This window comes from Klebsiella sp. GG_Kp173, from assembly GCF_040062415.1.
Lineage (GTDB): Bacteria > Pseudomonadota > Gammaproteobacteria > Enterobacterales > Enterobacteriaceae > Klebsiella > Klebsiella quasipneumoniae.
Genome location: NZ_JBEAFZ010000003.1, coordinates 85,546 through 107,787 on the forward strand (window position 1 = coordinate 85,546; position 22,242 = coordinate 107,787).

General features: G+C 58.3%; 19 protein-coding genes and 1 other annotated feature. Of the genes, 12 read left to right on the forward strand and 7 right to left on the reverse strand.

Features of this window, described 5'->3' with window-relative positions; all coding sequences use genetic code 11:
- Positions 1-2: 2 nt before the first annotated feature.
- Positions 3-1,598, reverse strand: coding sequence for a bifunctional anthranilate synthase glutamate amidotransferase component TrpG/anthranilate phosphoribosyltransferase TrpD (gene trpD, locus ABLU50_RS03840; RefSeq protein WP_004148109.1), 1,596 nt, complete (start codon positions 1,596-1,598; stop codon positions 3-5).
- A complete protein-coding gene (locus ABLU50_RS03845) occupies positions 1,598-3,160 on the reverse strand; it encodes an anthranilate synthase component 1 (RefSeq protein WP_087832805.1) in 1,563 nt (520 codons plus the stop codon). The genes trpD and ABLU50_RS03845 overlap by 1 nt, the downstream gene beginning before the upstream one ends.
- 33 nt (positions 3,161-3,193) lie before the next feature.
- Positions 3,194-3,289 (reverse strand) — a sequence feature (Trp leader region).
- Between the two features lie 159 nt (positions 3,290-3,448).
- Between ABLU50_RS03845 and rnm the strand changes: the two genes are divergently transcribed.
- Both rnm and ABLU50_RS03855 read left to right on the forward strand, forming a co-directional pair.
- Positions 3,449-4,312: an RNase AM gene (rnm, locus tag ABLU50_RS03850; RefSeq protein WP_004203866.1), complete on the forward strand. Its 864-nt coding sequence runs from the start codon at positions 3,449-3,451 to the stop codon at positions 4,310-4,312.
- Positions 4,313-4,328: 16 nt separating this feature from the next.
- Positions 4,329-4,949 carry an L-threonylcarbamoyladenylate synthase gene (locus ABLU50_RS03855; RefSeq protein WP_002901738.1) on the forward strand — a complete coding sequence of 207 codons (621 nt, stop codon included), beginning with the start codon at positions 4,329-4,331 and terminating at the stop codon, positions 4,947-4,949.
- Positions 4,950-4,970: 21 nt separating this feature from the next.
- Here the strand turns inward: ABLU50_RS03855 and ABLU50_RS03860 are convergent, their stop codons facing one another.
- The gene (locus ABLU50_RS03860) at positions 4,971-5,879 is read right to left on the reverse strand and encodes a DMT family transporter (RefSeq protein ID WP_004203867.1); all 909 of its coding nucleotides are present in this window, start codon (positions 5,877-5,879) and stop codon (positions 4,971-4,973) included.
- Between the two features lie 111 nt (positions 5,880-5,990).
- On the opposite strand from ABLU50_RS03860, the gene gcvA reads away from it, so the two are divergent.
- Both gcvA and rluB read left to right on the forward strand, forming a co-directional pair.
- A complete protein-coding gene (gcvA, locus tag ABLU50_RS03865; RefSeq protein ID WP_048294555.1) occupies positions 5,991-6,887 on the forward strand; it encodes a transcriptional regulator GcvA in 897 nt (298 codons plus the stop codon).
- A 287-nt stretch (positions 6,888-7,174) separates the two neighbouring features.
- The gene (rluB, locus tag ABLU50_RS03870) at positions 7,175-8,077 is read left to right on the forward strand and encodes a 23S rRNA pseudouridine(2605) synthase RluB (protein WP_004203870.1); all 903 of its coding nucleotides are present in this window, start codon (positions 7,175-7,177) and stop codon (positions 8,075-8,077) included.
- A 60-nt stretch (positions 8,078-8,137) separates the two neighbouring features.
- Here the strand turns inward: rluB and cobO are convergent, their stop codons facing one another.
- Together cobO and ABLU50_RS03880 are read right to left on the reverse strand one after the other, a co-directional pair.
- On the reverse strand, positions 8,138-8,728 hold the full coding sequence (gene cobO / locus ABLU50_RS03875; protein WP_004203871.1) for a cob(I)yrinic acid a,c-diamide adenosyltransferase: 591 nt from the start codon (positions 8,726-8,728) through the stop codon (positions 8,138-8,140).
- Complete coding sequence (locus ABLU50_RS03880) at positions 8,725-9,486, reverse strand: YciK family oxidoreductase (RefSeq protein ID WP_087832806.1); 762 nt, start codon at positions 9,484-9,486, stop codon at positions 8,725-8,727. The genes cobO and ABLU50_RS03880 overlap by 4 nt, the downstream gene beginning before the upstream one ends.
- Before the next feature lie 254 nt (positions 9,487-9,740).
- Between ABLU50_RS03880 and sohB the strand changes: the two genes are divergently transcribed.
- Complete coding sequence (sohB, locus tag ABLU50_RS03885; protein ID WP_004203873.1) at positions 9,741-10,787, forward strand: protease SohB; 1,047 nt, start codon at positions 9,741-9,743, stop codon at positions 10,785-10,787.
- Positions 10,788-10,849: 62 nt separating this feature from the next.
- Here sohB and ABLU50_RS03890 read toward each other — a convergent pair whose 3' ends face one another.
- Complete coding sequence (locus tag ABLU50_RS03890; RefSeq protein WP_002901761.1) at positions 10,850-11,101, reverse strand: YciN family protein; 252 nt, start codon at positions 11,099-11,101, stop codon at positions 10,850-10,852.
- A 406-nt stretch (positions 11,102-11,507) separates the two neighbouring features.
- On the opposite strand from ABLU50_RS03890, the gene topA reads away from it, so the two are divergent.
- The 4 genes from topA (at position 11,508) to acnA (ending at position 18,898) form a co-directional block, all read left to right on the forward strand.
- A complete protein-coding gene (gene topA, locus ABLU50_RS03895) occupies positions 11,508-14,105 on the forward strand; it encodes a type I DNA topoisomerase (protein ID WP_348864568.1) in 2,598 nt (865 codons plus the stop codon).
- 343 nt (positions 14,106-14,448) lie between these two features.
- Positions 14,449-15,423 carry an HTH-type transcriptional regulator CysB gene (cysB, locus tag ABLU50_RS03900; protein WP_004203875.1) on the forward strand — a complete coding sequence of 325 codons (975 nt, stop codon included), beginning with the start codon at positions 14,449-14,451 and terminating at the stop codon, positions 15,421-15,423.
- A 245-nt stretch (positions 15,424-15,668) separates the two neighbouring features.
- Positions 15,669-15,836 carry a YmiA family putative membrane protein gene (locus tag ABLU50_RS03905; RefSeq protein ID WP_002901776.1) on the forward strand — a complete coding sequence of 56 codons (168 nt, stop codon included), beginning with the start codon at positions 15,669-15,671 and terminating at the stop codon, positions 15,834-15,836.
- 389 nt (positions 15,837-16,225) lie between these two features.
- Positions 16,226-18,898: an aconitate hydratase AcnA gene (gene acnA, locus ABLU50_RS03910; protein WP_087832808.1), complete on the forward strand. Its 2,673-nt coding sequence runs from the start codon at positions 16,226-16,228 to the stop codon at positions 18,896-18,898.
- A 47-nt stretch (positions 18,899-18,945) separates the two neighbouring features.
- Here the strand turns inward: acnA and ribA are convergent, their stop codons facing one another.
- Positions 18,946-19,548: a GTP cyclohydrolase II gene (gene ribA, locus ABLU50_RS03915; protein ID WP_004203877.1), complete on the reverse strand. Its 603-nt coding sequence runs from the start codon at positions 19,546-19,548 to the stop codon at positions 18,946-18,948.
- A 163-nt stretch (positions 19,549-19,711) separates the two neighbouring features.
- Here ribA and pgpB point away from each other — a divergent pair, with 163 nt between their 5' ends.
- From pgpB to lapB, 3 genes are all read left to right on the forward strand, one after another.
- On the forward strand, positions 19,712-20,479 hold the full coding sequence (gene pgpB, locus ABLU50_RS03920; protein ID WP_004203878.1) for a phosphatidylglycerophosphatase B: 768 nt from the start codon (positions 19,712-19,714) through the stop codon (positions 20,477-20,479).
- 135 nt (positions 20,480-20,614) lie between these two features.
- A complete protein-coding gene (locus tag ABLU50_RS03925; RefSeq protein WP_002901780.1) occupies positions 20,615-20,923 on the forward strand; it encodes a LapA family protein in 309 nt (102 codons plus the stop codon).
- 6 nt (positions 20,924-20,929) lie between these two features.
- The gene (gene lapB / locus ABLU50_RS03930; RefSeq protein ID WP_087832809.1) at positions 20,930-22,099 is read left to right on the forward strand and encodes a lipopolysaccharide assembly protein LapB; all 1,170 of its coding nucleotides are present in this window, start codon (positions 20,930-20,932) and stop codon (positions 22,097-22,099) included.
- Positions 22,100-22,242 lie beyond the last annotated feature (143 nt).

Sequence of the window (22,242 nt, forward strand, 5' to 3'; positions counted from 1 at the left end):
CTTTACCCTCTTGCCGCTAAGGCGGTCACTCTGTCATAGGCCGCGCCGCTGTGCAGCACATCCAGTACCTGCTGAGCGTTAGCTTTCAGATCTTCATGCCCGTGTAAACGCATCAACATGGCGACGTTGGCGGCGACGGCGGCTTCGTGAGCGGCTTCACCTTTACCTTGTAGCAAGCGCGTCAGAATGTCACGGTTTTCTTCCGGCGTGCCGCCCGCCAGCTGCGCCTGATGGTAAGGCGTCAGGCCGAAATCGTCGGCGGTCAGCTGATAGCTTTTAATTTCCCCGTTATGCAGCTCGGCGACCACCGTGGGCGCATGCAGCGAGACTTCATCCATCCCGCCGCTGTGCACCACGGCAGCGCGCTGATAACCGAGTACGCGCAAGGTTTCCGCAATCGGCAACACCAGTTCCGGGCTGTAGACGCCAATCAGCGCCAGCGGCGGATGCGCCGGGTTGATCAGCGGGCCCAGCACGTTAAACAGGGTACGGGTCTTCAGCTGCTGACGGACCGGCATCGCGTGGCGGAAACCGGTGTGGTACTTCGGCGCGAACAGGAAGCAGACGCCCAGCTCATCGAGCGCCGCGCGGGATTTATCGGCGTTCATATCGAGATTAATGCCGAAGGCCGCCAGCAGGTCAGAAGAGCCTGATTTACTGGAAACGCTGCGGTTGCCGTGCTTCGCCACTTTCAATCCACAGGCGGCGGCGACAAACGCGCTGGCGGTGGAGATATTAATGCTGTTGCTGCCGTCGCCACCGGTGCCGACGATGTCGGCAAACAGGTAGTCCGGGCGCGGGAACGGCGCGGCGTTTTCCAGCAGCGCGGTGGCGGCGCCGGCAATTTCCTGCGGCTGCTCGCCGCGCACTTTCATACTGACCAGCGCGGCGGCCAGCTGTTCAGGCTTCACTTCGCCGCGCACGACGGCGGAGAACAGCTGGTGGCTCTCCTGCTGGCTCAGGGTTTCCGCCTGGTACAGCTTCTCAAGGATCGGCTGGAGGGTGTTGGTATGCTCCAGCTTCTGCAGCGCCCAGGCCAGGGTCTGCTCCAGCAGTCGCGCGCCCTGGGTGGTGAGGATCGATTCCGGGTGGAACTGGAAGCCGCACACCCGATCCGCATCGTGACGCACCGCCATCACCATGCCGTTGAAATTGGCGTTAATCGTCAGCCCGGCAGGAATATTGCTGCCGACCAGCGAGTGGTAGCGCGCCACCGGCAGCGGGTTAGCCAGACCGGCAAACATCGCCTGGCCGTCGTGCTCAATGCTGGAGGCTTTGCCGTGAAGGATCTCGCCCGCCTGGCCGACATAGCCGCCGTAGGCTTCGACAATGGCCTGGTGGCCGAGGCAGATGCCGATGATCGGCAGCTTGCCCCGCATGCGGGTCAGCAATTCCGGCATGCAGCCGGCTTCGCTTGGCGTACCCGGGCCAGGGGAGAGCATCAGCACCGGATTGTCCATGGTGCCCAGACGCTCAATCAGCGCCTGCGCCGGAACGGAGTTACGGTAAATCACCACGTTATGGCCGTTGGCGCGCAGCTGGTCTGCCAGGTTATAGGTGAAAGAATCGATATTATCGAGCAGCAGAATGTCAGCCATCAGAAAATCTCCTTCGCGTGATGGGCCTGGGCAATGGCGCGCAGCACCGCGCGGGCTTTATTTCGGGTCTCATCCGCTTCCGACTGGGGAACCGAGTCGAGCACAATGCCGGCTCCGGCCTGGACGGTAGCGATACCCTCCTGCACGTAGGCGGAACGGATGACGATGCAGGTGTCGAGGTCGCCGTGGGCGGTGAAATAGCCCACCGCGCCGCCGTAGCTGCCGCGTCGTTTACCTTCGGCGGCGGCAATCAGCTGCATGGCGCGAACCTTCGGCGCGCCGCTGAGAGTGCCCATGTTCATGCAGGCGCGGTAGGCGTGCAGCACATCGAGATCCTGACGCAGTTCACCCACCACCCGGGAGACCAGATGCATAACGAAGGAGTAACGGTCAACCTTGGTTAAATCGGCGACATAGCGGCTGCCCGGGGTACAGATGCGGGCCAGATCGTTGCGCGCCAGGTCCACCAGCATCAGGTGCTCGGAAAGCTCTTTGTGATCGGTACGCATTTCCAGTTCGATACGGCTGTCGAGATCGCGATCCAGCGAGCCGTCGGCGCGGCGACCGCGCGGCCGGGTGCCGGCGATGGGGTAGATCTCAATCTGACGGCTGACGGCATCATACTTCAGCGAGCTTTCCGGCGAGGCGCCGAACAGGGTGAAATCATTGTCCTGCATAAAGAACATGTACGGGCTGGGGTTGCTCTTCTTCAGCACATCATAGGCGGCCAGCGGCGACGGGCAGGACAGCGAGAAGCGGCGGGAAGGGACCACCTGGAAGATTTCCCCGGCGCGGATCGCGCGCTGCATTTTGCGCACCACCGCGCCGTACTCTTCATCGCTCTGGTCAACGTCGCAGCGCATTTCGGCCACGGTGGTAACCGGCAGCGGCAGCGGTGGCTCGTTCAGCTGCTGGCGCAGCTGGCTCAGGCGCTGCTCCAGGCGCTGTTTTTCACTCTCCAGCGGGGTGAACAGGCTCGCCTGGATGCGGGTATGCTTGGTCTGATGGTCGATGACCAGCAGGGTCTCCGCCAGATAGAAGCAGTAGTCCGGGCAGGCGGTGTCGCTCTGCAGGGGCGGCAGATCTTCAAAGCCGGCCACCAGGTCATAGGCGAACAGGCCGCCGAAGAACATCGCTTCACGCTCGTTGGCAGGGACGGTCACCAGCTCCTGCAGGAGACGGAAGGCGTCAAACACTGACAGCGAGCAGAGGCGGGCGTCTTCATCGAGCAGGGAACTGACCGCCGGGAAGGTCAGGATCCGGCCGTTGGGCTGGCGCTGATTGGCGATCCCGGAGGGCAGCGCGCCGTCCAGCAGCTCCAGCAGCGCGGCGCCGTTGGCGGAGAGGGCCTGAATGGTGACAGTGTCACCGAGAGCGGTGATGCGCAGCGCGCTGTCCACCAGCAGCAGGCTTTTTAAGTCATCTTTGCTGTCGATGTCAGCCGATTCCAGCAGCAGCGTGGCCGGACGGGCGCCGCACAGTTGGTGGAATAACGCCGTCGGGTTCTCCCGGTAGATGGCGTCGCTGGTGAGAAGCTCGAGTGCCGGTTTGGATGTTTGCATTATTGTTCTCGCCTGTTCGTATTATTTTTGTCCAATAAAAAGCCCGCTCATTGGCGGGCCGGGTATCTGTATGCTGAATGCAAAACGCGATCACGCCGCCCGTTATCAGGAGGTGCGCCACCAGCTGTGCAGAGTGATAAAGTGCATTTTCATCGTGATACCCCTTCATGTGAACTTGCGTACTAGTTAACTAGTTCAATGGAATAAAGTCAACCCTTGTTTGCAGATTTTCTCTGCCTGTCGGTATGATAATGCGCTTATTTACGTTGATGTCCAGCAGGAGTCCTTTTGAGCGACAGCCAATACGCAGTGATTTACGATCTGCACAGCCATACCACCGCCTCTGACGGGCGGCTGACTCCGCAGGAACTGGTCCATCGCGCCCATGAAATGCGCGTAGGCACGCTGGCGATCACCGACCATGACAGCGTGGCGGCGATCCCCGCGGCCCGGGAGGAGATCGCCCGCGCCGGATTACCCTTGACCCTGGTGAACGGCGTCGAGATTTCCACCCTCTGGGAGAATCACGAGATTCATATTGTGGGTCTCAATATTGATATTGCGCACCCTGCGATGACCGCCCTGCTGGAGGAGCAGAAAGCGCGGCGCCAGCAGCGCGGCCAGATGATTGCCGAGCGTCTGGAGAAGGCGCGCATCCCCGGCGCCTGGGAAGGGGCGCTGCGGCTGGCGGACGGTGGCGCCGTCACCCGCGGCCATTTTGCCCGTTTTCTGGTGGAGGCCGGCCACGCGAAGAACATGGCGGAGGTCTTCAAAAAATACCTTGCCCGCGGGAAAACCGGTTACGTGCCGCCGCAGTGGTGTACAATAAAACAAGCAATTGATGTCATTCATCATTCTGGCGGTAAGGCGGTGATAGCCCATCCCGGGCGTTACGATCTTTCCGCCAAGTGGCTTAAGCGGCTGTTGGCCCACTTCAGCGAGCAGGGCGGTGATGCCATGGAAGTGGCCCAGTGTCAGCAGGCGCCGCATGAACGCGCCCAGCTGGCCGCCCTGGCCGTGCAGTTTGGTCTTCTGGCGTCGCAGGGTTCCGATTTCCATCAGCCCTGCGCGTGGATCGAACTTGGCCGTAAGCTCTGGCTCCCTGCCGGCGTGGAAGGCGTCTGGCACAGCTGGGAAGCGGCCACCGAATAAAAATTGAGAGGGAAGTATGAGCCAGTTTTTTTATATCCATCCGGATAACCCGCAGGCGCGGTTGATTAACCAGGCGGTGGAGATTGTGCGTAAGGGCGGGGTGATCGTATATCCTACCGACTCCGGCTACGCGCTGGGCTGCAAAATTGAAGACAAGGGCGCGATGGAGCGGATCTGCCGCATCCGTCAGCTGCCGGACGGCCACAACTTCACCCTGATGTGCCGCGACCTGTCCGAACTGTCAACCTACGCCTTTGTGGACAACGTGGCGTTTCGCCTGATGAAAAACAATACGCCGGGCAACTACACCTTTATCCTCAAAGGAACGAAAGAGGTGCCGCGCCGGCTGCTGCAGGAGAAGCGTAAAACTATTGGTATGCGCGTCCCGTCCAACCCCATCGCTCAGGCGTTGCTTGAGACCTTAGGCGAACCGATGCTCTCTACCTCGCTGATGCTGCCCGGCAGCGACTTTACCGAATCCGACCCGGAAGAGATCAAAGATCGTCTGGAGAAAGTCGTGGACCTCATTATCCACGGTGGTTTCCTGGGGCAGCAGCCGACCACGGTTATCGACCTGACGGAAGATACCCCGGTGGTGCTGCGCGAAGGCGTGGGCGACGTGAGGCCGTTTCTCTGACACTACCTGCCGGGCGGTGCCTCATGCGCCGCCTGGTACCCTCTCTTTTCTCCCCGACGGCACGACCATCATCCACAGCGCCACGCAGACCAGCAGCGCGCCGAGAATTAACCCACTCTCCACAATCTCTCCAAGAAAAAGATAGCCCCACAGCACCGCAAAAGGCGGGATCAAAAAGGTCACGGACAGTGAACGCAGCGGTCCAATATCAGCGATCAGGCGGAAATAGAGGATATACCCTGCCGCCGTGCAGACGACACCCAGCATAAGCATTGCCATCCACGGCAGGCCCTGACCCCAGTCCACAGCCAGCCCATGCCCGCAGGACCAGAGAAAGAAGGGGCATAAAAACAGCGTGGCGCCGATTTGGCTGCCCAACGCGACGCGCTCCGCTTCGAGGCCGCCGCGCTGTTGGATCCAGCGGCGGGTCAGAAAGCCGGCCAGGCCATAGCAGGCGGTGGCGGTCAGACAGGCGCCGACGCCCGGCAGCAGCTGGGCGGCGCCGAGGCCGGTAGTCGGGCGCGCGATCACCGCCACGCCAATAGCGCCCAGCGCCGCGCCAGCGCCTTTGCGCAGGGTCAGCGGTTCCGCAAAGCAGAGTGCGCCAATCAGCACCCCCATCATCGGTGCCGTGGCGTTGAGCGTGGCGGAGTACCCTGCCGGTAGCCATTGCGCGGCAAGGCAGTACATCAGAAAAGGGAGGCCGGAATTGATGACCCCCAGCTTCAGAGTGGCGATGAATTTACCCTCATACCCGCCCCATTTTCCGCGCGCGCCGGCCAGCAACCCTAAAGCGACGGCGGCGAACAGCACGCGCAGAAAGGCGCTGTTTACCGCGCCGAAAGCCGGGGTGGTGATGCGCATAAACAGAAAGCTGGCACCCCAGAGGGCGGCAAGCAGCAGCAGGCGACCACAGTCGATAACACGCATGATTGACTCCTTGTGAACGGTAAGGAAGCTAACTGTAGAGCTCTCGTGCAATGGCCGACAAACGCGTTATGCTTACATGATTAAGTTTTTCTTAACTGAGGTTCCATAGCCATGAAACTCCCGCCGCTGAATGCGTTGCGCTGTTTTGAGGCGGCGGCGCGGCTGCTCAGCCTGAAGCTGGCCGCCAGTGAACTTTGCGTCACACCCAGCGCTGTCAGCCAGCAGATTGCCCGCCTGGAGGAGGCGCTGAATGTCCCGCTATTTATCCGTACCCCCCGACGGTTACAGTTAACGGAGGTGGGGGAGATCTACCTCCGGGCCGTGCAGCCCGCGTTTCATCAGATAGCTGCCGCCACCCGGCGTCTGCAGGTGCCCCCGGGGCCGGAAAAAGTGACTGTCAGTTGTACCAGCGGCTTTGCTATTCAATGGCTGCTGCCGCGGCTGGCTGATTTTGAACGGCGCTATCCACAGATAGAGATCCTGATCGGCACCACCAACCGGCGAGTGGATTTGCTGAGCGAAGAGATCGATTTTGCCGTGCGGCATGGCGTCGGGAGCTGGCCGGAACTGCAGGCTTATCGTCTGCTGGATGACGATCTGATGCCGGTCTGTAGTCCGCAGCTGATTGCTCCGCACCGGACCCTCGCCGATACCAGCGATCTGCTAGAGTATCCGCTGCTGCACGATGAACATCGTGAGGACTGGGCGCTGTGGTGCGAGGCCGTGGGGCTGGAAGCGCACCGCGCGCGCCGTGGCCCGGTGTTCACTGATTGCAACGGCGTAACGGAGGCGGCATTAGCCGGTATGGGGATGGCCTTACTGCGACGCTCATTCGTGGCGTCCGCGCTGGCGCAGGGACGGCTGGTGAATCCGTTGGTACAGCCCATCACCTGCCCGCTGGCCTACTATCTGGTTTACCACGAGACCGCTTTACTGGCGCCCGCCAACCGCTGTTTTCGTGACTGGCTGCTCGCCCAGCGCTCTGCCGTCGCGCAAGAGCAGGCGTAGCGCAGGGAGGCGCTCTCTGTCCGACTAAGACCAACACAGGTGAGGGTAGACAGGAGAATGAGGAAAATCTGTTCCATACTAAAGGCGCGGTGTGGCGAACAGAAGCTTTCCCGGCGAAGTTAGTGTAGTATGTTCGGCCACGAATACGGGCTCGCGGCGAATGTTTTGCGTATGTCGGCGAGACTTTACGTAAAAAGTATATACGTAACAATGAGTTGCTGATACAGGCCTCATTGTTTCATAAAGCATACCAGACGCCTGGGAAGGCGACACCTTAAGGAAGCTCAATGAGCGAGAAACTGCAAAAAGTGCTGGCCCGCGCCGGCCACGGCTCCCGCCGTGAAATTGAAGCGAAAATCGAAGCTGGCCGCGTCAGCGTCGACGGCAAAATCGCCACCCTCGGCGATCGTGTGGAAATTGTCCCCGGTTTAAAAATTCGTATCGATGGCCATCTGATCTCGGTGAAAGAGTCCGCCGAGCAGATCTGCCGCGTGCTGGCGTACTACAAGCCGGAAGGCGAACTGTGCACCCGTAACGATCCGGAAGGACGCCCGACGGTGTTCGATCGTCTGCCTAAACTGCGCGGCGCGCGCTGGATTGCCGTTGGTCGTCTGGACGTCAACACCTGTGGCCTGTTGCTGTTCACCACCGACGGCGAACTGGCAAACCGCCTGATGCACCCGAGCCGTGAAGTCGAGCGTGAGTACGCCGTTCGCGTTTTCGGCCAGGTAGATGAAGATAAGCTGCGCCAGCTGTCGCGCGGCGTACAGTTAGAAGATGGCCCGGCGGCGTTTAAAACCATCAAATTCACCGGCGGCGAAGGGATTAACCAGTGGTACAACGTCACCCTGACCGAAGGGCGTAACCGCGAAGTGCGTCGTCTGTGGGAAGCGGTCGGCGTGCAGGTCAGCCGCCTGATCCGCGTACGCTATGGCGATATTCTGCTGCCGAAAGGCCTGCCGCGCGGCGGCTATACCGAGCTGGACCTGGCGCAGACCAACTATCTGCGCGAACTGGTGGAACTTACTCCGGAAACCAGCTCCAAGGTCGCCGTTGAAAAAGATCGTCGCCGGTTGAAAGCCAATCAGATCCGCCGGGCGGTGAAGCGTCACAGCCAGACCAGCGCTAACCCGCGCCAGGGTAATAACAGCAACCGCCGTTCCAGTACCCGCAATAAGACCAACGGTTAATGTTGCGCGTTCCGGTGGTTTTGCGCCGGAACGCGGACTTCCTTTCGCCGTATCCGGTCCTCAGTAGTCAATCCCCATCTGCGCTTTAATGCCGGCATCAAAGGCATGTTTCACCGGGCGCAGCTCGCTGACGGTATCCGCCATTTCAATAATATCGCGATGACAGCCGCGGCCGGTGATGATCACCGACTGGTGGGCAGGACGCTCACGCAGAGCGCTCAGCACCGCCTCCAGCGGCAGGTAATCGTAGGCCACCATATAGGTCAGCTCGTCCAGCAGCACCAGATCGAGCTGGTCGTCGGCAAGCATACGGCGGGCATGTTCCCAAACCGCCAGACAGGCGGCGGTGTCGCTGTCGCGGTCCTGAGTGTTCCAGGTAAAGCCTGTCGCCATCACCTGAAATTCGACGCCGTGGGGCTCCAGCAGATTACGCTCGCCGTTAGGCCAGGTCCCCTTGATAAACTGGATCACGCCGACTTTTTTGCCGTGGCCGACGGCGCGGGTCGCGGTGCCAAAGGCGGCGGTAGTTTTTCCTTTGCCGTTGCCGGTAAAGACCATCACAATGCCGCGCTCGTCCTGGGCCGCCGCCACCCGGGCATCCACTTTATCTTTCAGCCGCTGCTGGCGTTCGCGGTAGCGTTCATCACTCATTGGGCAATTCCTGGTTTACGCCCCGGTTGGGCGTCGAAGGTCATTCCCGTCTTGCGACGACTGTCGTCGCCCATCAGCCACAGATAGACGGGCATAATGTCAGCGGGTGTTTTCAGTTTCAGCGGATCTTCCGTCGGGAACGCGCTGGCGCGCATGCCGGTGCGGGTGCCGCCGGGGTTGATACAGTTCACCCGCAGGTGGCGGCTTTGGTACTCGTCGGCCAGCACCTGCATCATCCCTTCGGTGGCGAATTTGGAGACGGCATAGGCGCCCCAGTTGGCGCGACCCTGACGACCGACGCTGGATGAGGTAAAGACCAGCGAACCGGATTCGGAACGGAGTAATAAAGGAAGAAGCGCCTGGGTCAGCATAAAGGTGCCATTGACGTTCACCTGCATCACCTGCTGCCAGACCTCCGGTTTCTGTTCATCCATTGGGCAGATGTCGCCGAGCAAGCCAGCATTGTGCAGCACGCCGTCAAGGCGGGGATAGTGGATGCTGATCTGCTGCGCCAGCTGCTGGCACGCCTGCGGCGTGCAGGTGAGCAGGTCGAGAGTAAACCAGCGGGGAGGAATACCGCCCTCACGCTCAATCTCCTCGGCGACGGCGCGCAGTTTGTCGTCGTTGCGACCCAGCAGGATAATGCTGGCGCTGTAGCGGGCGTAGGTCAGGGCCGCTTCACGACCAATTCCATCGCTGGCCCCGGTGACCAGAATGATGCGATCTTTCAGCAAGTGGCGTTGCGGTTGATAATGCACGGCGACTCCTTTGGCGATCGGCTCTCGATCGCGCTTCATCTTTGGTATCTCACTTTTGCGCTGTTATGCCTGAAAGCGCCCGCCATTGCAATCGGCGAAGCGGAAAGTATTCACAAAATTAATATCTTGCAACGATTTCAGCCTCGCCTAAAAAAACGGAATCCGCTGCGCAGAGGACACAAAGCACAAAGACTTCTCGCCAGGGGCTGATGTACACTGTGAAGCAACGTCAGTGCTTTACACAAGGTGAAAACGTGGAATTACTTGCTCAATATGGCTTATTTTTAGCCAAGATCGCGACCGTTGTCGTCGCTATCGCGGTGATTGCCGCTATTATCGTCAACCTGGCCCAGCGCAAGAAACAGCGCGGCGAGCTGCGGGTAACGAATCTTAGCGAGCATTATAAAGAGATGAAGGAATCGCTGGCGGTGGCCCTGCTGGATGGCCCGCAGCAGAAGCAGTGGCATAAGTCGCAGAAGAAAAAGCAAAAACAAGAGGCGAAGGCGGCGAAAGCGCGGGCGAAGCTGGGTAATACCGAGCCGGAAGGCAAGCCGCGCGCCTGGGTGCTGGATTTCAAAGGCAGTATGGATGCTCATGAAGTCACCAGCCTGCGGGAAGAGATCACCGCGGTGCTGGCGGCGGCGAAAGCGCGCGATCAGGTGGTGATTCGACTGGAAAGCCCCGGCGGGGTGGTGCACGGCTACGGGCTTGCAGCATCGCAGCTACAGCGCTTGCGCGACAAACAGATCCCGCTGACGGTGGCGGTCGACAAAGTGGCGGCCAGCGGCGGCTATATGATGGCCTGCGTGGCGAACAAAATTGTCTCGGCGCCGTTTGCGATCCTCGGCTCTATTGGCGTGGTGGCGCAGATCCCAAACCTGCACCGTTTCCTGAAGAACAAAGATATTGATATCGAACTGCACACCGCCGGACAGTACAAACGAACGCTCACGATGCTGGGTGAAAACACTGAAGAAGGACGGCGCAAGTTTCGCGAAGACCTTAATGAGACGCACCATTTGTTCAAGGATTTCGTCCAGCGGATGCGCCCGGGCCTTGATATTGAGCAGGTGGCCACTGGCGAGCACTGGTACGGGGTACAGGCGCTGGAAAAAGGGCTGGTGGATGCGGTTGAAACCAGTGATGAGCTGCTGCTGGGACTCATGGAGAGCCACGAGGTGATCGGAGTGCGTTATCAACAGCGTAAGAAAATGCTCGACCGCTTCACCGGTAGCGCGGCGGAGAGCGCCGATCGACTGCTGCTGCGCTGGTGGCAGCGCGGACAGAAGCCGCTGATATAGATGATAAAACGCGAGGCTCTGCCTCGCATTCTCATTTAGGGCGGTCTTAATCTCCGCCGGTCTTAATCGACCAGGTGATATTTGTCCGACAGCTCATGGGCGAGGTACTTAAACATATTAAATACCGCTGTACTCTTCGGTGTCGGCAGACCCTGCTCATCAAGATAAAACTCACCGCTAAACACCAGGACATTGTTGCGCTGAACGACGTCGGTAGCTTCGATACCGGCTAACGTATCCTCATGTTCGCGAATAAGTTTGTTGGCTTTTTCGAGCAGCGTCTGGCGATCGATTGGTTGGGTTGTACCTTGCATAACGGACTCCTCTTTTTCTCCACGCGTAGTTTACGCCGCGCGGCGGCGCGGGGCAAATTTTCCATGGACAAAACAGGGGTAATCGTAACCAGTGGAGAAACAGCCGTTTACTGGCGTGATTCGCTTTTGCATGCTAATAAAGTTGCGTAACGAATTTTATCAGGTACAGTGTGACGCTTTCGGCGATCTGGCAACAGATTTGCTTGACATTCGGCCAAAAATTCTTCGTGCTATGTCACCTGACGAAAAAAGGTCAGTAAACTCAAGCGCCTGGTTTTACGGAGATGAAACAGGTGTTCTGGGTTGATATTCACCGACGGTGCCGCAACATATGAGGCAGTCGCCAGTGGAGGGTGTATGAATGTGCGATGTATTCCTGGATGAATCAAATTAGGTAAAGGTGAATATGGGTAAAGCTCTCGTTATCGTTGAGTCCCCGGCAAAAGCCAAAACGATCAATAAGTATCTGGGTAATGACTACGTGGTGAAATCCAGCGTCGGTCATATCCGCGATTTGCCGACCAGTGGATCAGCTTCCAAAAAGAGCACCGACTCTACCGCCACCAAAGGGGCTAAAAAGCCTAAAAAGGACGAACGTGGTGCTCTGGTTAACCGCATGGGCGTGGACCCATGGCATGACTGGAATGCGCACTATGAAGTACTTCCGGGTAAAGAAAAGGTAGTTTCAGAACTCAAACAGTTGGCGGAAAAAGCTGACCACATCTATCTCGCAACCGACCTTGACCGCGAAGGGGAAGCCATTGCCTGGCACCTGCGGGAAGTTATCGGCGGCGATGACCAGCGTTACAGCCGCGTGGTGTTCAATGAGATCACCAAAAACGCCATTCGTCAGGCTTTCGAAAAGCCGGGCGAACTGAATATCGATCGGGTTAACGCCCAGCAGGCGCGTCGCTTTATGGACCGCGTGGTGGGTTATATGGTTTCGCCGCTGCTGTGGAAAAAAATCGCCCGTGGTCTTTCTGCCGGGCGCGTACAGTCCGTCGCGGTCCGCCTGGTGGTGGAGCGTGAGCGTGAAATCAAAGCATTCGTCCCGGAAGAGTACTGGGAAGTTGATGCCAGCACCACCACGCCGGGCGGCGACGCGCTGCCGCTGCAGGTGACCCATAAGGACGATAAGCCGTTCCGTCCGGTCAGCCGCGATGAGACCATGGCGGCGGTATCGCTACTGGAAAAAGCCAGCTACAGCGTACTGGAGCGGGAAGACAAGCCGACCAGCAGCAAGCCGGGCGCGCCGTTCATCACCTCCACCCTGCAGCAGGCTGCCAGCACCCGTCTCGGCTTCGGCGTGAAAAAGACCATGATGATGGCTCAGCGCCTCTATGAGGCGGGGCACATCACCTATATGCGTACCGACTCCACCAACCTGAGTCAGGATGCGCTGAACATGGTTCGCGGCTACATCAGCGACAAGTTTGGTAAAAAATATCTGCCGGAAAGCGCGAATCAGTACGCCAGCAAAGAAAACTCACAAGAAGCGCACGAAGCGATTCGTCCGTCTGATGTGAACGTGCTGGCGGAAACGCTGAAAGATATGGAAGCGGATGCGCAGAAGCTGTATCAGCTGATCTGGCGCCAGTTTGTCGCCTGTCAGATGACGCCGGCGCAGTACGACTCCACGACGCTGACCGTGGCGGCGGGCGATTTCAAACTGAAAGCGCGCGGTCGTACCTTACGCTTTGACGGCTGGACCAAAGTGATGCCGGCCCTGCGCAAGGGCGATGAGGACCGGACTCTGCCGCTGGTCAAACAGGGCGACCAGCTGAGCCTGGTAGAGCTGACGCCTGCCCAGCACTTTACCAAACCGCCGGCTCGCTTCAGCGAAGCCTCGCTGGTTAAAGAGCTGGAAAAACGCGGTATCGGTCGTCCGTCCACCTATGCCTCGATTATCTCCACCATTCAGGATCGTGGTTACGTGCGAGTGGAAAACCGTCGTTTCTACGCGGAGAAAATGGGCGAGATCGTCACCGACCGACTGGAAGAGAACTTCCGCGATTTAATGAACTACGACTTCACCGCGCAGATGGAAGATCGTCTCGATCAGGTGGCTAAGCACCAGGCCGAGTGGAAAGAAGTGCTGAACCACTTCTTTGGCGATTTTACCGCCCAGCTGGAGACGGCGGAGAAAGATCCGGAAGAGGGCGGCATGCAGCCGAACCCGATGGTGCTCACCAGTATCGACTGTCCGACCTGCGGCCGTAAAATGGGCATCCGTACCGCCAGCACCGGCGTTTTCCTCGGCTGTTCGGGCTATGCCCTGTCGCCGAAAGAGCGCTGCAAAACCACCATTAACCTGGTGCCGGAAAACGAAGTCCTCAACGTGCTGGAAGGCGATGACGCCGAAACTAACGCGCTGCGCGCCAAACGCCGCTGCCAGAAGTGCGGTACGGCGATGGACAGCTACCTTATCGATCCCAAGCGTAAACTGCACGTCTGTGGTAACAACCCGACCTGCGATGGCTATGAGATTGAAGAGGGCGAGTTCCGCATCAAGGGCTATGACGGTCCGGTAGTGGAGTGCGAGAAGTGTGGCTCCGAGATGCACCTGAAGATGGGGCGTTTTGGGAAGTACATGGCTTGTACCAACGACGAGTGTAAGAATACGCGTAAGATCCTGCGCAATGGCGAAGTGGCGCCGCCGAAGGAAGATCCGGTGCCGCTCCCGGAGCTGCCGTGCGAGAAGTCTGACGCCTATTTCGTGCTGCGTGACGGGGCCGCGGGCGTCTTCCTGGCGGCAAACACCTTCCCGAAATCACGGGAAACGCGTGCGCCGCTGGTGGAAGAGCTGTACCGCTTCCGCGATCGTCTGCCGGAAAAACTGCGTTATCTCGCCGATGCGCCGCAGCAGGATCCGGAAGGCAATAAAACGCTGGTGCGCTTTAGCCGTAAAACGAAGCAGCAGTATGTGGCGTCCGAAAAAGAGGGCAAAGCGACCGGCTGGTCAGCCTTCTTTATCGACGGCAAATGGACGGAAGCTAAAAAGTAACTGACCATTATCAGGCAGGAAAAGGGCGCTTTTCCTGCTCTGGCGGCCGGCAGGGGCCATGGATGCCTCTGCCGTGTCGTTTTCCTTTCTCTCCGCGCTTTCCGCCCCCTTATAACCACCTATATTATTTTTCGTTACCGGCTATACACTGTTGGTATAAATGATATAGTGGTTATAGTTAATACCTTTTTTATTATTAAAACGTCTTATACATCATCGCTTTCAGGATGCGTTGCGGCGCCACTATGGCCAACTGCCGGGAGGCCTGGCCTTCACAGGCGACAAGTTGCCTGAACGTAAAGTGTATTAAGCGGCTTCATTTTACGCGCAAACGGATATCAGCATGAAACTACAACAGCTTCGCTACATCGTTGAGGTGGTTAACCATAACCTGAATGTTTCATCCACCGCCGAAGGGCTTTATACCTCCCAGCCAGGCATCAGTAAGCAGGTGCGTATGCTGGAAGATGAGCTGGGCATCCAGATCTTTGCCCGCAGCGGCAAGCATTTGACTCAGGTGACCCCTGCCGGGCAGGAGATCATCCGTATTGCCCGCGAGGTGTTGTCGAAAGTCGATGCCATCAAATCTGTCGCCGGGGAGCATACCTGGCCGGACAAGGGGTCGCTGTATGTGGCGACCACCCATACCCAGGCGCGCTATGCCTTGCCGGGGGTGATCAAGGGCTTTATTGAACGCTATCCGCGGGTGTCGCTGCATATGCATCAGGGTTCGCCAACCCAGATCGCTGAAGCCGTGTCGAAAGGCAACGCCGACTTCGCTATTGCTACTGAAGCGCTGCATCTGTATGACGATTTGGTGATGCTGCCATGCTATCACTGGAACCGGTCGATCGTGGTGACGCCGGAGCATCCTCTGGCCTCCAGGGGCTCGGTGTCAATTGAAGAGCTGGCGCAGTATCCGCTGGTAACCTATACCTTTGGCTTCACCGGCCGTTCGGAACTGGATACCGCGTTTAACCGTGCGGGCCTGACGCCGCGCATTGTCTTTACCGCCACCGATGCCGATGTCATCAAAACCTATGTTCGCCTGGGACTCGGGGTAGGGGTGATTGCCAGTATGGCGGTGGATCCGGTCTCCGATCCGGACCTGGTGAAGCTGGATGCGAACGGTATCTTCAGCCACAGCACCACTAAAATAGGCTTCCGTCGTAGCACTTTCTTACGAAGCTACATGTATGATTTTATTCAACGTTTTGCACCCCATTTGACCCGGGATGTGGTGGATACCGCGGTGGCCTTGCGGTCGAATGAAGATATTGAAGCGATGTTCAAAGATATAAAACTACCGGAAAAATAACCCTGAAAATAATAATGGCATTCCCTGTGGGGAGTGCCATTAACTATGATGGACTGTATTTAACAACTTAAACCTCGAACCAATCACAAAATTAATAATTTCTGGCAACACCTTTTTCATTATGCCCGCCGCGATCAAATAACCGGTTAAATATATTCCATCAGGACTAAATTTACTGGATTAATCTTTTATCCATAATTAAGATTTATCTGTACCTGATGATTTGAGCAATTGGTGGTGACAATATGATAAGTAATATCGATTACATGAAACTGGCGATGTCATACGAGAATGACAAAACCGAAATCGATCCCGTTCTGCGTAGTCGCGTATGGGGCGTAGTGTTGGTAGGGCTGGCGATGTTCTGGAGTATCATCGCGCTCACCATCTGCAACATCTGGATTGTCAGCTAAAGCTGTAGGTCATCGTTGTAGATACATGTCATTTTTATGACAGTGAAAGGAAACTGTAATATAAAATCAGTGACCGGCAATACAGGGAGAATATATTTTGCCGTGGGATTCATCCAACCTGAAATCAATCACAAGAGCTAATCGGCCAACAGACAATGATTAGCTCTTTTTTTGTCCTCGTGTACTAATACAATATCGCTTAAACGACTCCTCTGCACTATTTTGGTGCTATTTCCTCTGCGCTCTGATAATTGCCTTTTTATCCCTCTCCGTCCTATCGCATTTAGCAATTTGGGTTGTTATCAAAGTGTTATGCCCAGCATGTGTTATCTTTAATGTAGACCCTGAGGAGAATCGGGGTATGCCATCCCTGAGATAAAGGAGGAGCTATGTCGTCAACCCTACGAGAAGCCAGTAAGGACACGCTGCAGGTCAATGAGAAAACCTGGCATTACTACAGTCTGCCGTTGGCGCAGAAGCAGCTGGGCGATATCAGTCGACTGCCCAAGTCGCTGAAGGTGCTGATGGAGAACCTGCTGCGCTGGCAGGACGGTGACTCGGTAACTGAAGAAGATATTCGTGCCCTTGCCGGTTGGCTGCAGCAGGCCCATGCCGACCGGGAGATTGCTTATCGTCCGGCCCGCGTGCTGATGCAGGACTTTACCGGCGTGCCGGCGGTAGTGGATCTGGCCGCCATGCGCGAGGCGGTGAAACGCCTGGGCGGGGATACCGCGAAGGTGAACCCGCTTTCGCCGGTCGACCTGGTGATCGACCACTCGGTGACCGTCGACCGCTTCGGCGACGACGAGGCCTTCGAAGACAACGTCCGCCTGGAAATGGAGCGGAACCACGAACGCTATGCATTTTTGCGTTGGGGGCAGCAGGCCTTCAGCCGCTTCAGCGTGGTGCCGCCGGGCACAGGGATTTGCCACCAGGTCAACCTGGAATATCTCGGACGGGCGGTGTGGAGCGAAGAGGTGAACGGGAAGTGGATGGCGTGGCCGGATACCCTGGTGGGCACCGACTCCCATACCACCATGATTAACGGGCTCGGCGTGCTGGGCTGGGGCGTGGGCGGGATTGAAGCGGAAGCCGCCATGCTCGGCCAGCCGGTGTCGATGCTGATCCCGGATGTGGTCGGCTTTAAGCTCAGCGGCAAATTGCGCGAAGGCATTACCGCTACTGACCTGGTGCTGACGGTCACCCAGATGCTGCGCCAGCACGGCGTTGTCGGAAAATTTGTCGAGTTCTACGGTGACGGTCTGGATACCTTGCCCTTGGCCGATCGCGCTACCATCGCCAACATGGCGCCAGAGTATGGCGCCACCTGCGGTTTCTTCCCGATCGATGACGTGACGCTCAGCTATATGCGTCTCAGCGGACGTAGCGAAGAACAGGTAGCGCTGGTGGAAGCTTATGCCAAAGCGCAGGGCATGTGGCGCTACCCGGGCGATGAGCCGGTCTTTACCAGTACCCTGGCGCTGGATATGGGCAGCGTTGAAGCGAGCCTCGCCGGGCCGAAGCGGCCGCAGGATCGTGTGGCGCTCGGCGATGTGCCGAAAGCCTTTGCCGCCAGCGGTGAGCTGGAGGTTAACCACCTTCAGCGTCAGCGCCAGCCGGTGGCGTATACGCTGAACGGGCATCACTATTCGCTGCCGGATGGCGCTGTGGCCATTGCGGCGATCACCTCCTGTACCAACACCTCCAACCCCAGCGTGCTGATGGCCGCTGGCCTGCTGGCGAAAAAAGCCGTCGAACGCGGCCTGCAGCCGCAGCCGTGGGTGAAAGCTTCCCTGGCCCCTGGCTCGAAAGTGGTGTCGGATTATCTGGCCCATGCCGGCCTGACGCCTTACCTCGACCAGCTCGGCTTCAATCTGGTGGGGTATGGCTGTACCACCTGTATCGGTAACTCCGGTCCGCTGCCGGAACCGATTGAAGAAGCAATCAAAAAAGGCGACCTCACCGTCGGGGCGGTGCTCTCCGGTAACCGTAACTTCGAAGGGCGTATCCACCCGCTGGTGAAAACCAACTGGCTGGCCTCGCCGCCGCTGGTGGTCGCTTACGCGCTGGCGGGAAACATGAACATCGATCTCACCCGTGAGCCGCTGGGGCAGGGCAGCGACGGCGAGCCGGTCTATCTGAAAGATATCTGGCCGAGTGGGGAGGAGATTGCCCGCGCGGTGGAACAGGTCTCCACGGAGATGTTCCGCAAAGAGTACGCGGAAGTATTTTCCGGCACTGAGGAGTGGAAGGCGATCAAGGTGGAGGCGTCAGATACCTACGACTGGCAGGAAGATTCGACCTATATTCGCCTGTCGCCGTTCTTTGACGAGATGGGCGTCGAGCCGCTGCCGGTGGAGGATATTCACGGCGCGCGGATCCTCGCCATGCTGGGCGATTCAGTGACCACTGACCACATTTCGCCGGCAGGAAGCATCAAAGCCGATAGTCCGGCAGGCCGCTATCTGCAGGAGCATGGGGTTGCCCGGCGCGACTTTAACTCCTACGGCTCCCGTCGCGGTAACCATGAGGTGATGATGCGCGGCACCTTCGCCAATATCCGCATCCGCAACGAAATGGTGCCGGGGGTGGAAGGGGGGATGACCCGCCATCTGCCGGACCGCGAACCGGTGGCGATATACGATGCGGCGATGCTGTATAAAGCCGAGGGGATACCGCTGGCGGTGATTGCCGGTAAGGAGTATGGCTCGGGTTCCAGCCGCGACTGGGCGGCGAAGGGGCCGCGCCTGCTGGGGATCCGGGTGGTGATCGCCGAGTCCTTCGAACGTATTCACCGCTCCAACCTGATCGGGATGGGTATTCTGCCGCTGGAGTTCCCGCAGGGCGTCACCCGTAAAACGCTACAGTTGACCGGTGAAGAGCGGATTGATGTCAGTAATCTGCAGTCGCTACAGCCTGGCGCCACGGTGCCGGTGACCCTCACCCGCGCTGACGGCTCGCAGGAGGTGATCGCCTGCCGGTGCCGTATCGACACGGCGACCGAGCTCACCTACTACCGCAACGACGGCATCTTGCACTACGTCATCCGCAATATGCTGTAAAACGAAGGGCCAGCATCGCTGGCCCTCTCTTTACTCTGTCGCCGGTATTATTCCGCCGGCTTGCTGTTGAGCAGGTGGCCCATCTTGGCGGCTTTGGTGTCGAGATAGTGGGCGTTTTTCGGGTTGCGTCCGACGATCAGCGGCACGCGCTCCACAATGTTAATCCCGGCTTCGCTGAGGATTTCCACTTTTTTCGGGTTATTGGTTAACAGTCGCACCTGCTCTACGTTGAGCAGTTTGAACATATCGGCGCACAGGGTGAAGTCGCGTTCATCGGCGGCGAAGCCAAGCTGATGGTTCGCTTCGACAGTGTCATACCCCTGATCCTGCAGCGCGTAGGCGCGGATCTTATTCAATAAACCAATGTTGCGACCTTCCTGACGATGATAGAGCAGGATCCCCCGGCCTTCTTCGGCGATATGCGACAGGGCCGCCTCCAGCTGAAAGCCGCAATCACAGCGCAGGCTAAACAGGGCATCGCCCGTCAGACACTCTGAATGAACGCGGGCGAGCACCGGCGCCTGCCCTGAGATATCGCCGTACACCAGCGCGACATGATCCTGTCCGGTTGCCAGTTCTTCAAAACCCACCATCAGGAAATCGCCCCAGGGGGTTGGCAGTTTGGCTTCTGCCACACGTTTAAGCTGCATGTGATTCTCCAGATTCTGTCAGCACCTGAATGTGCTTTCTGTTTACCGCTATTTTGCCACAACGCCGGGACGTTCTCCTAATCGCGAACGGTTAGCCGCGCGGAAAGCGCACAAACGATCTACTTTCCGCTATGATGTTCATCTACAAGGAGAAGGAGAGAAAATGCTGTTGATTGCCCGACGAACCGCTCTTGCGGCGGCGCTGCTGCTGGTCATGCCCCTCACGGTCTGGCTGTCTGGTTGGCTGTGGCAGCCAGGACTACCGGTGGCATGGCTGAAAAGCCTCTGGTGGGTGACGGAAACGGTGACCCAGCCGTGGGGAATCATCACCCATGTTGTGCTGTGCGCCTGGTTTCTCTGGTGCCTGCGCTTTCGCCTGCGCGCGGCGCTGATCCTGTTCCTCATTCTTGCCGCCGCCATCCTGGTGGGACAGGGGGCCAAATCCTGGGTCAAGGCGCGGGTTCAGGAGCCGAGACCGTTTGTCATCTGGCTGGAAAACACAAGGCAGGTGCCGGTGACGCAATTCTACGCGTTAAAGCGCAAAGAACGCGCTAAACTGGTGCATGAGCAGCTGGCGCAGGCGCAGGACATCCCGCCGTTTTTACGCAAACACTGGCAGAAAGAGACCGGGTTTGCATTCCCGTCAGGCCATACGATGTTCGCCGCCAGCTGGGCGCTGCTCGCTGCCGGGCTGTTGTGGCCGCGTCGGCGCTGGGGCACGATCGCGGTGCTGCTGGCGTGGGCGACGGCAGTGATGGGCAGTCGCCTGGCGCTCGGCATGCACTGGCCACTGGATCTTATTGTCGCCACGCTGATTTCCTGGGTGCTGGTCACGGTGGCCTGCTGGCTGACGCAGCGTCTTTGCGGGCCGCTCTCGCCGCCGGGGGAAGAGGCGCAGGATATTAAAAAACGGATGCCTGAAGCGGAATAATGTTGATTTTAGCGGCATCCGACCGCATATCCTGTAGAGTTGCCGTGCTTTTTCGTTCCACCGCTGCGGCGAAAATGATACTTTATAGGGCTGAAAGCGGGCTTTTTTCGCGCAACCCACAGAACGGGAAGTCATGTGAAATATTTACTCATTTTCTTACTGGTGTTAGCAATCTTCGTCATTTCAGTGACGCTGGGGGCGCAGAATGACCAACAGGTCACTTTCAACTATTTGCTCGCTCAGGGTGAATTCCGCATTTCGACGCTGCTGGCGGTGCTGTTTGCCGCAGGCTTTGCCATCGGCTGGCTGATCTGCGGCCTGTTCTGGCTGCGGGTGCGCGTCTCGCTGGCGCGCGCGGAGCGGAAAATTAAGCGCCTTGAGCACCAGATTGCCCCTGTCAGCCCGGCGGCTGTCGACGCAGGCGTGCCTGCGGTGAAGGAATAACCTCTTATGTTGGAGTTGTTGTTTCTGCTTTTACCCGTTGCCGCCGCCTACGGCTGGTACATGGGGCGCAGAAGTGCACAACAGTCCAAACAGGACGACGCGAGCCGCCTGTCACGGGATTACGTGGCGGGGGTGAACTTCCTGCTTAGCAACCAGCAGGATAAAGCCGTCGATCTGTTCCTTGATATGCTGAAAGAGGATACCGGCACCGTTGAGGCCCACCTGACGCTCGGCAACCTGTTCCGCTCGCGCGGTGAGGTAGACCGCGCGATCCGTATCCACCAGAGTCTGATGGAAAGCGCATCGTTAACCTACGACCAGCGCCTGTTGGCCGTCCAGCAGCTGGGGCGCGACTATATGGCCGCCGGGCTGTATGACCGTGCGGAAGACATGTTCAAACAGCTGGTGGATGAGACTGATTTTCGCCTCGGCGCGCTGCAGCAACTGCTGCAGATCTACCAGGCGACCAGCGACTGGCAGTCGGCTATCGAGGTGGCTGAGCGGCTGGTGAAGCTGGGCAAAGAGAAGCATCGTGGCGAAATCGCCAACTTCTGGTGCGAACTGGCCCTGCAGCAGATGGCGGCCAACGATCTGGATAAGGCGATGGCGCTGTTGAAGAAAGGCGCCGCCGCGGACCGCAACAGCGCCCGGGTGTCGATCATGATGGGTCGGGTGTGGATGGAGAAGGGCGACTACGCCAAAGCGGTGGAAAGCCTCGAGCGGGTTATCGATCAGGATAAAGAGCTGGTGGGTGAGACGCTGGAGATGCTGCAGACCTGCTATCAGCAGCTCGGCAAAGCCGATGAATGGGAAGTTTTCCTGCGCAGCTGCGTGGAGGAGAACGCCGGAGCGACCGCCGAACTGATGCTGGCACAGATCCTTGAGCAGCGGGAAGGCGTCGAAGCGGCGCAAAACTACGTCACCCGGCAGCTGGAACGCCACCCGACCATGCGCGTCTTCCATAAGCTGATGGACTACCATCTCAACGAAGCGGAAGAAGGGCGGGCGAAAGAAAGCCTTGGGGTGCTGCGAAACATGGTTGGTGAGCAGGTGCGCAGCAAACCGCGCTACCGTTGCCAGAAATGCGGCTTTACCGCTCATACTCTCTACTGGCATTGTCCGTCCTGCCGCTCCTGGGCGACCATCAAACCTATTCGCGGCCTCGACGGCCAGTAAGGTCAAAAAAAACCGACACTTTAGTTACAACATACTTATCATTTCTTTCCAGTCGCCGTCTGCAGCCCCGGCATCACCGTCGTCCGCGCAGGGCAAAACAGCAGCCTGTTATTTTGTTAGCTTCACAGGTAGAATGCTGCCCG